Consider the following 9,388-nt stretch of genomic DNA (forward strand, 5'->3'; position numbering starts at 1 on the left):
GGTTCGCGACTTTACGGGAATTGGGTCGCGAAGAAGTTCGGTAGGCACAGTATATCGGCGTGGGAGTGGAATTGTCAAACAGCGATGAAATTCGCGGTGAGCAGGAATTCATCGACACCCTGTACGCACACGTCGACGCCCTGCGCGGCGACACCGAGTCCTCCGTCACGGACGCGCTCGCCCAGGGCAATACGCCCATGCAGGCCCGTCTGGAGCGGGACATCCTGGTCGCCGAGCGCTCGGGACTGCTGGCCGCGCTCAACGCGGTGGACGGCTCGCTGTGCTTCGGCCGGATCGACCTCGCCTCCGGGACCAGCCACCACATCGGCCGCATCGGTCTGCGCGCCGACGACACCGACCGCACCCCGATCCTGATCGACTGGCGTGCCGACGTGGCCCGGCCGTTCTACCTGGCCACCGGCCACACGCCGATGGACCTGCGGCGGCGCCGGCACATCAGCACCGAGGGCCGTCGGGTGACCGCCCTGCACGACGAGCTCCTCGACCTCGGCGACCAGCGGCGCACCGGCCACGAGGACCCGACCGGCGACGCCGTGCTGCTCGCCGCACTGGACGCCGCGCGCACCGGCCGTATGCACGACATCGTGCAGACCATCCAGGCCGAGCAGGACGAGATCATCCGCGCCCCGCACCGCGGCGTGCTGGTGGTCGAGGGCGGCCCCGGCACCGGCAAGACGGCCGTCGCCCTGCACCGGGCCGCGTATCTCCTGTACGAGCACCGCGAGTTGCTGGCCAAGCGCGCCGTCCTGATCGTCGGACCCAACCCCGCCTTCCTCGGCTACATCGGCGAGGTGCTGCCCGCCCTCGGCGAGACGGGCGTGCTCCTCGCGACCGTCGGGGAGCTGTTCCCCGGGGTGAAGGCCAAGGCCACCGACACCCGGGCGGCGGCCGCGGTGAAGGGCCGCGCCGACATGGCGGACGTGCTCGCCGAGGTCGTACGGGACTGGCAGTCGCTGCCCGATCCGGTGATCGCGATCGAGCACGAGCGCGAGATCCTCATGCTCGACGACGACCTGGTGCGGGTCGCCCGGGAGCGCACCCGCGCCGCCCGGCTGCCGCACAACGTGGCCCGTGAGCACTTCGAGGGCCACATCCTCAACACCCTCACCGAGTTGTACGCCGAGCGCGTCGGCACCGACCCCTACGACGGCTCCAACCTGCTCGACGCCAGCGACATCACCCAGATCCGGGACGAGATCGCCGAGAACCGCGAAGTGTGGGCGGCCATCGACCAGTTGTGGCCCAGGCTGACCCCGCAGCGCCTGGTCGCGGACTTCCTCGCCGACCCGGTGGGTTACCTCCCCGACGAGGACGCGGCCGTGATCCGCCGCCCGGTGACCCGGCACTGGACCGTCTCGGACGTACCGCTGCTGGACGAGGCGGCCGAACTGCTCGGCGTGGACGAACGGTTGGCGCGGGCCCGGGCCGAGCGCGAGCGGGAGACCCAGGTCGCCTACGCGCAGGGCGTGCTGGACGTCTCCTACGCCTCCCGGACCTACGAGTTCGAGGACATCGACGACGAGGAGTCCGAGGTGCTGTCCGCGCACGACATCATCGACGCCGAGCGGTTCGCCGAGCGGCAGGAGGAGGACGACCACCGCAGCGCCGCCGAGCGCGCGGCCGCCGACCGCACCTGGGCCTTCGGCCACATCATCGTCGACGAGGCGCAGGAGCTGTCCCCGATGGCCTGGCGGCTGCTCATGCGGCGCAGCCCGACCCGCTCGATGACCCTGGTCGGCGATCCGGCGCAGACCGCGGAGGCGGCCGGGGTCGGGTCCTGGCAGAAGATCCTCGAACCGTATGTCGAGGACCGCTGGGAGCACACCCGCCTGGGCGTCAACTACCGCACCCCCGCCGAGATCATGGACCTCGCGGCGGCCGTCGTACGCGCCGAGAACCCGGACTTCGAACCGCCGAGCTCGATCCGCTCGACGGGGGTACGGCCGTGGGTGCGCGCCACCGACGACCTGCCCGGCGCCGTGGCCGAGGCGGTCGAGGAGCTGACCCCCGCCGAGGGACGGCTCGCCGTGATCGCCCCGCGCCGTCTGCACCAGAGGCTCGCGGCACGGCTGGACGGGGTCACGGCGGACACCGAACCCGACCTGACCCGGACCGTCGTCCTCCTCGATCCGCGCCAGTCCAAGGGCCTGGAGTTCGACTCCGTGCTGGTGGTCGAGCCGGGTCTGTACGGCACGAGCGATCTGTACGTGGCGCTGACCCGGGCCACCCAGCGACTGGGCGTGCTGCACACCGGGCGGCTGCCGAAGGCGCTGGCGGGCTAGGGCGAGTACGTCGGGTGCAGGGACGGGGACAGGGGCTCCAGGGACGCGCACAGGGCGGTCGGGAACGACGGTTGCCGGTCCTGCACGGCCTGGCAGCCCCCTGTCGCGGTCCGGAAGAACGGCTTCCAGCCCGTCTCCTCGGCCCGGTAGAACCAGCGGTCGCCCAGCCGGGACGTACAGGCGCCGTCGGCCGGGTCGCCGCAGACCGGGCCGGTGCGCCAGGAGATGTCCAGGACCAGCCACCTGCCGTCGCAGCGCTCGGCGTCGCGGTAGGTGTGCGCGGGGGCGCCGACCGCCATGAGCGCCTGTTCGTAGGAGTCGGTGGTGCAGCCGGTGGCCGGCGGGGTGCAGCCCAGCTCGCCGCAGAGCCGTAGCGCGGGCGGATCGGCGCCCTCGGCGGTGAAGACGGTGCCGGGGTAGCCGACCACCAGCTCACGGTCTCCCAGGGGTTCGGGGAGCGTTACCCGTGCCTTCGCCGTGGTCGTCCTCGTGCAGCCGGAGCGCCGGTCCCCGGACGGCGAGGTGAAGGTGACCTGGACCCCCACGGAGTTCGCGACGGGCTCGGTGAGTACCGCCTTGAGACCGCGCACGCACGGGCGCGGGCCGCTCGGCACGTCCGAGGCGATGGTCACCGTCCGCTGGTCCGCGGCGAGTTCGGCGCCGGTGACCCGGATCGGCGCATGCAGCGTCCACGCCAGGGCGGTGGCCGACGGGGTGCTCTCCCGGCCGGCCACCTGCGTCCCGCACGCGCCGAGGAGCAGGACGGCGACCGCGCAGAGCACGGCGGCCACGGCCGTCCCACCTCGTTCTGAAAACCGCATGCGCTCAACTCCGCGGAACGCCACCGACGTCGACCCGCGGCACTCTACCGAGGGTCCTGCCCGGTCAGGCGGGGCGCAGCCAGAGCGTCGCCAGCGGCGGCAGGTTGAGCCTGATGCTCGCCGGGCGGCCGTGCCAGCCCTGCGGCTCGGGTTTGACCACGTCCGGGTTGCCGATGTCGCCGCCGCCGTACCGGGCGAGGTCGGTGTTGAGGGTCTCGTGCCAGGCGGGGATGTCGTCGGGGACGCCGAGGCGGTAGTCGTGGCGGACGACGGGGGAGAAGTTGGAGACGGCGAGCAGGGGGGTGCCCTCGGCGTCGAGGCGCAGGAAGGCGAAGACGTTGTCCTCGGCGGCGTCGCCCACGATCCACTGGAAGCCGTCGGGGGCGGTGTCCCGTTGCCACAGGGCGGGGGTGTGCCGGTAGACGGTGTTGAGGTCGCGCACCAGGTCCCGCACCCCGCGGTGGTCTGGCTCGGCTCCGTAGGCCGGGTCGAGCAGCCACCAGTCCGGGCCGTGGGCCTCGGACCACTCGGCGCCCTGGGCGAACTCCTGGCCCATGAAGAGGAGTTGCTTGCCGGGGTGGGCCCACATGAAGCCGAGGTAGGCGCGGTGGGTGGCGCGCTGCTGCCACCAGTCGCCGGGCATCTTGGAGACCAACGACTTCTTGCCGTGGACGACTTCGTCGTGGGAGATGGGCAGGACGTAGTTCTCGCTGTACGCGTACACCATCGAGAAGGTCATCTCGTGGTGGTGGTACTTGCGGTGGATCGGATCGTGCTGGACGTAGCCGAGCGAGTCGTGCATCCAGCCCATGTTCCACTTCAACCCGAAACCGAGCCCGCCGAAGCCGCCGGGGCCGACGTGATGGGTGGCCCGGGTGACGCCGTCCCAGGCCGTCGACTCCTCGGCGACGGTCACCACGCCCGGCACCCGCCGGTAGACGGTGGCGTTCATCTCCTGGAGGAACGCCACCGCGTCCAGGTTCTCCCGGCCGCCGTGCTCGTTGGGCACCCACTGGCCCGGCTCGCGCGAGTAGTCCAGGTAGAGCATCGAGGCGACCGCGTCAACCCGCAGCCCGTCGATGTGGAACTCCTCGCACCAGTAGACCGCGTTGGCGACCAGGAAGTTGCGCACCTCGGGACGGCCGTAGTCGAACTCCAGCGTCCCCCAGTCCGGGTGCGCGGACCGCAGCGGGTCCTCGTGCTCGTACAGGGGCCGCCCGTCGAACTCGGCCAGCGCCCAGTCGTCGCGCGGGAAGTGCGCCGGCACCCAGTCCATCAGCACACCCACACCCGCCTGGTGCAGGGCGTCGACCAGGAACTTGAAGTCGTCCGGCGTGCCCAGCCGGGCCGTCGGCGCGTAGAAGCCGGTCACCTGGTAGCCCCAGGAACCGCCGAAGGGATGCTCGGCGACCGGCATCAGCTCGACATGCGTGAACCCCAGGTCCTTCACGTACGCCGGGAGCTGCTCGGCCAGTTGACGGTACGTCAGTCCAGGCCGCCAGGACGGCAGATGGACCTCGTACACCGAGAACGGCCCCTCGTGCGCCGGGGTCTGCGCGCGCTGCTCCAGCCAGGCCGCGTCCCCCCACTCATGGCGCGAGGCGTGCACGATCGAGGAGGTCTCCGGCGGCACCTGGGTGCGGCGGGCCAGCGGGTCGGCGCGCAGGGTCTTCGAACCGTCGGGCCGGGTGATCTCGTACTTGTACAGCTCGCCCTCGCCTATCCCGGGCACGAACAGCTCCCAGACCCCGGACGAGCCGAGCGAGCGCATCGGATAGCCGGTGCCGTCCCAGAAGTTGAAGGTGCCGGCCAGGCTCACCCCGCGCGCGTTCGGCGCCCACACCGTGAAGCGGGTGCCGGACACGCCCTGGTGGGTCATCGGCTCGGCGCCGAGCGCGCGCCACAGCTGCTCGTGCCGGCCCTCACCGATCAGGTGCAGGTCCAGATCGCCCAGCGTGGGCAGGAAGGCGTAGGCGTCCTCGGTCTCCTGCTCGCTCCCCTCGTACGCCACGAGCAGCCGGTACTTCGGGACCTCCCGCAGCGGCACCAGGCCGGAGAAGAACCCGTCGCCGTCGTCGTGCAGCTCCGCCCGCAGGGTCCCGGCGACGACCGTCACGGACCGCGCGTACGGCTTGAAGGCGCGGAAGGCGACGCCCCCGGGGAGCGGGTGGCCGCCGAGGACGGAGTGCGGGTCGTGATGGGTGGCCGACAGCAGGCGCTCGCGGTCCTGGGCGTCCAGGGCGGGGGAGACGGGTGCCTCCGGCGGCGGCGCGGGCACCACCGCGGCCACCTCCCGGACGGCGACCTTCTGAACCGGGCTCGTCCTCGCGGTGACCTTCTTGGCGGCGGCCTTCTTCGCGGTGCCCTTCCGCGGAGCGGGCTTCTTCGCGGCGGCCTTCTTCACCGCCGGGGTCTCCTTGGCGGTCGCCTTCTTCGTGACCGCCTTCTCCGCGGCCTTTTTCGTGACCGCCTTCTTCGAGACCGCCTTCTCCGCGGCCTTCTTCACGCTTTTCACGCTCTTCACGACCTTGTCGGCCGCTTTTTTCGGATCCGAGTCGCTGGACGGGGGGCGGGGGGTCACGAGTGGAGCCTCCTCGGCTGTGCGGGTCAGATCTGGTCGGTGGTGGCGTACCGCTCGATCGCGGCCATCGGCACCGGGAGCCACTCGGGGCGGTGGCGGGCCTCGTAGACGACCTCGTAGATCGCCTTGTCCGTCTCGTACGCGCGCAGCAGCACGGGGTCGGTGCGCGGGTCGGCGCCGGCGACCTCGGCGTAACCGGAGCAGTAGGCGGCCCGGCAGGCCTGGGCCCAGCCGGGTGCGGGCGGGTCGGCGGAGAGGGCGGCGTAGTCGAAGGAGCGGAGCATGCCCGCCACGTCCCGGGCCGGCGGCTGCGGCATCCGCCGCTCGGCCAGCGGTTTCGACGGCTCGCCCTCGAAGTCGATCAGCGACCACCGCCCGGCCGGCGAGCGCAGGCACTGGCCGAGGTGCAGATCGCCGTGCACCCGCTGCGCGGTCCAGGTGCGCCCCTCCGCGGCCAGGTCCGCGAGCGCGGTGAACGCCGAGCGCAGTCCGGGGGCGTACGGGTGCAGCGAGGGCACCGCCTGCACGGCCGCCCCCAGGCGCTCGATCATGCCGTCGGCCAGCAGCCGCAGCTGCGCGTGGCCCAGGGTCACCGAGGGCAGCGCCCGGGCCAGCGCGGTGTGCACCTCGGCGGTGGCCCGCCCGAGCGACCGCGCCTCCGCGGTGAAGTCCTCGCCCTTGGCCAGCTCGCGCAGCGCCAGCTCCCAGCCGTCCGTCGCGCCCTGGACGAAGGGCTGGAGCACCCCGAGGACGTACGGTTCCCCGGCCGCGTCGTCGAGGTCGGCCTGGAGCCACGCCGTCGGGGCCGGCACCCGCGGGCAGCCCTCCCGGGCCAGCGCGAGCGGCAGCTCCAGGTCGGGGTTGACGCCGGGCACGATCCGGCGGAGGAGCTTGAGGATGAACGTATCTCCATAGACGATCGACGAGTTCGACTGCTCGGCGGTCATCACCCGGGGCACCAGGCCGGTCCGGATCTCCTGGTCCGGGTCCCGCTCGAAGCGCAGCGCGCCGATCCGGGCCCGGGCGCGCAGCGCCTCCAGGAGCACCTCGGCGGGCCGGGGGTCGTGCAGGGCCTCGTACACCGTGCGTCCGGCGAGCGGGCCCTCTTCCACATGGCCGATGAGCGCGGGCGCCAGATGCGGTGGCAGCGCCTCGCGCACGCCTATGAGGAGCTGGTAGCAGTCACCGGACGTCATGGGCTGGTGGGCCCGCACCAGCAGGTGGTACAGGCCCAGCCGGCCCTCGACGGGCAGCAGCTCGGTGGCCGAGACCAGCGAGAACCCGGTGACCGGACGCCCCTTGCCCGCGAACCAGCGCTGTCGCGGCAGCCACTCCCGCAGCAGTGGATCAAGTGACGTGAGGAGTGCGGGACTTGTCGTGACAGTGCGAAGTGCGGCTTCCGACATGGGGGCGCGTCCTTTCCCCGGGGTGGGCGGGGTGTTACTGATGCGTGCCCCGGGCGGGACGGGAGAAACCGAGGAATCCCGTCCCGCCGGGCTTCTAGACGGCGTCCTTGCGGAGCCGGAACCAGTAGAAGCCGTGCCCTGCCAGCGTCAGCAGGTACGGCAGCTCCCCGATGGCCGGGAACCGCACCCCGCCGAACAGCTCGACCGGATGCCGCCCGTTGAACGGGCTCAGGTCCAGCTCGGTGGGCTGTGCGAAGCGGGAGAAGTTGTGCACGCACAGCACGAGGTCGTCCTCGTACTCCCTCAGGAAGGCGATCACGGCCGGGTTGGAGGACTGGAGCTCGGTGTAGGAGCCCAGGCCGAAGGCGGCGTTCTGCTTGCGGATCTCGATCATGCGGCGGGTCCAGTGCAGCAACGACGAGGGCGACGCCATCGACGCCTCGACGTTGGTGACCTGGTAGCCGTAGACGGGGTCCATGATGGTCGGCAGATAGAGCCGCCCGGGGTCACAGGAGGAAAACCCTGCGTTGCGGTCCGGTGTCCACTGCATCGGCGTGCGCACCGCGTCGCGGTCGCCGAGCCAGATGTTGTCGCCCATGCCGATCTCGTCGCCGTAGTAGAGGATCGGCGAGCCGGGCAGGGACAGCAGCAGCGCGGTGAACAGCTCGATCTGGTTGCGGTCGTTGTCGAGCAGGGGGGCGAGGCGGCGGCGGATGCCGATGTTGGCGCGCATCCGCGGGTCCTTGGCGTACTCCGCCCACATGTAGTCGCGTTCCTCGTCGGTGACCATTTCCAGGGTCAGCTCGTCGTGGTTGCGCAGGAAGATGCCCCACTGGCAACTGGACGGGATGGCCGGGGTCTTGGCGAGGATCTCGGAGACGGGGTAGCGCGATTCGCGGCGTACGGCCATGAAGATGCGGGGCATGACGGGGAAGTGGAACGCCATGTGGCACTCGTCGCCGCCGGAGGAGTAGTCGCCGAAGTAGTCCACGACGTCCTCGGGCCACTGGTTGGCCTCCGCCAGCAGCACCGTGTCCGGGTAGGAGGCGTCGATCTCCTTGCGGACCCGCTTGAGGAACTCGTGGGTCGCCGGAAGGTTTTCGCAGTTGGTGCCCTCCTGCTGGTACAGGTACGGCACCGCGTCGAGGCGGAACCCGTCGATGCCCAGGTCCAGCCAGAAGCGCAGCGCGGAGATCATCTCCTCCTGGACCGCCGGGTTCTCGTAGTTGAGATCCGGCTGGTGGGAGAAGAAGCGGTGCCAGAAGTACTGCTTGCGGACCGGGTCGAAGGTCCAGTTGGAGGCCTCGGTGTCGACGAAGATGATCCGCGCGTCCTGGAACTGCTTGTCGTCGTCGGCCCAGACGTAGTAGTCGCCGTAGGGGCCGTCGGGGTCGCGCCTGGACTCCTGGAACCACGGGTGCTGGTCGCTGGTGTGGTTCATGACGAAGTCGATGATCACGCGCATGCCGCGCTGGTGGGCGGCGTCGACGAACTCCACGAAGTCGGCGAGGTCACCGAACTCCGGCAGCACGGCGGTGTAGTCCGAGACGTCGTAGCCGCCGTCCCGGAGCGGTGACTTGAAGAACGGCGGCAGCCACAGGCAGTCGACGCCGAGCCATTGCAGGTAGTCGAGCTTGGCGGTGAGGCCCTTCAGGTCACCGACGCCGTCGCCGTTGCTGTCCTGGAAGGAGCGGACGAGCACCTCGTAGAACACGGCGCGCTTGAACCAGTCGGGGTCCCGGTCCTTGGCGGGGGTGTCCTCGAAGGTGTCGTGGACGGGCTCGTTGACGATCATGTTGTGGGTGACCCTCCGGTCTGCGGGATGGACGGTCGCAGGACGGTCAGAATGTGTGCGGGGCGAGTGCCCGGTTCGAGGCGCACGTAGTTGGCCCTGCCCCAGTGGTAGGTCTCGCCGGTGAGCTCGTCGCGCACCGGCACCGACTCGTGCCAGTCCAGGCCGAGTTGCGGCATGTCCAACGAGACCGTGGCCTCCTGGGTGTGGTGAGGGTCGAGGTTGGCGACCACCAGAACCGTGTTCGAGCCGCTCCGCTTCGAGTACGCGATCACGGATTCCTGGTCCGTGTGGTGGAAGTGGAGGTCGCGCAGCTGCCGCAGGGCGGGGCTCGCGCGCCTGACCTGGTTGAGCCGGGTGATCAGCGGGATGATGTCGTCCTCGGTGTTGTCCCAGTCGCGGGGCCGGAGTTGGTACTTCTCCGAGTCCAGGTACTCCTCGCTGCCGGCGCGCAGGGGGGTGTTCTCGCACAGTTCGTAGCCGCT

General features: G+C 70.9%; 6 protein-coding genes. 1 reads left to right on the forward strand and 5 read right to left on the reverse strand.

Annotated features, from left to right (window positions below; genetic code table 11):
• The first annotated feature begins 89 nt into the window (after window positions 1-89).
• The gene (locus ACH41F_RS27510; RefSeq protein WP_398837920.1) at window positions 90-2,303 is read left to right on the forward strand and encodes a HelD family protein; all 2,214 of its coding nucleotides are present in this window, start codon (window positions 90-92) and stop codon (window positions 2,301-2,303) included.
• On the opposite strand, the gene ACH41F_RS27515 is transcribed toward ACH41F_RS27510, so the two are convergent.
• The 5 genes from ACH41F_RS27515 to ACH41F_RS27535 all read right to left on the reverse strand — a co-directional run.
• Window positions 2,300-3,094, reverse strand: a complete 795-nt coding sequence (locus ACH41F_RS27515) for a hypothetical protein (RefSeq protein WP_391232673.1) — start codon at window positions 3,092-3,094, stop codon at window positions 2,300-2,302. The genes ACH41F_RS27510 and ACH41F_RS27515 overlap by 4 nt on opposite strands.
• A gap of 94 nt (window positions 3,095-3,188) precedes the next feature.
• Entirely contained in the window at window positions 3,189-5,648 is a 2,460-nt protein-coding gene (glgB, locus tag ACH41F_RS27520; protein WP_398837921.1) for a 1,4-alpha-glucan branching enzyme, read from the reverse strand.
• 83 nt (window positions 5,649-5,731) lie between these two features.
• The gene (locus ACH41F_RS27525) at window positions 5,732-7,111 is read right to left on the reverse strand and encodes a maltokinase (RefSeq protein ID WP_398837903.1); all 1,380 of its coding nucleotides are present in this window, start codon (window positions 7,109-7,111) and stop codon (window positions 5,732-5,734) included.
• A 94-nt stretch (window positions 7,112-7,205) separates the two neighbouring features.
• Window positions 7,206-8,906, reverse strand: coding sequence for a maltose alpha-D-glucosyltransferase (gene treS / locus ACH41F_RS27530; RefSeq protein WP_391232667.1), 1,701 nt, complete (start codon window positions 8,904-8,906; stop codon window positions 7,206-7,208).
• The coding region (locus ACH41F_RS27535) for an alpha-glucosidase C-terminal domain-containing protein (protein WP_398837904.1) at window positions 8,903-9,388 on the reverse strand (486 nt) is incomplete at its 5' end. The genes treS and ACH41F_RS27535, both read right to left, overlap by 4 nt.

This window comes from Streptomyces sp. NPDC020489 (genome assembly GCF_044386545.1).
Taxonomy (GTDB): domain Bacteria; phylum Actinomycetota; class Actinomycetes; order Streptomycetales; family Streptomycetaceae; genus Streptomyces.

Coding starts and splice junctions, on each gene's coding strand:
- treS (WP_391232667.1), bottom strand. CDS start 8,906: ATGATCGTCAACGAGCCCGTCCACGACACCTTCGAGGACACCCCCGCC.
- ACH41F_RS27525 (WP_398837903.1), bottom strand. CDS start 7,111: ATGTCGGAAGCCGCACTTCGCACTGTCACGACAAGTCCCGCACTCCTC.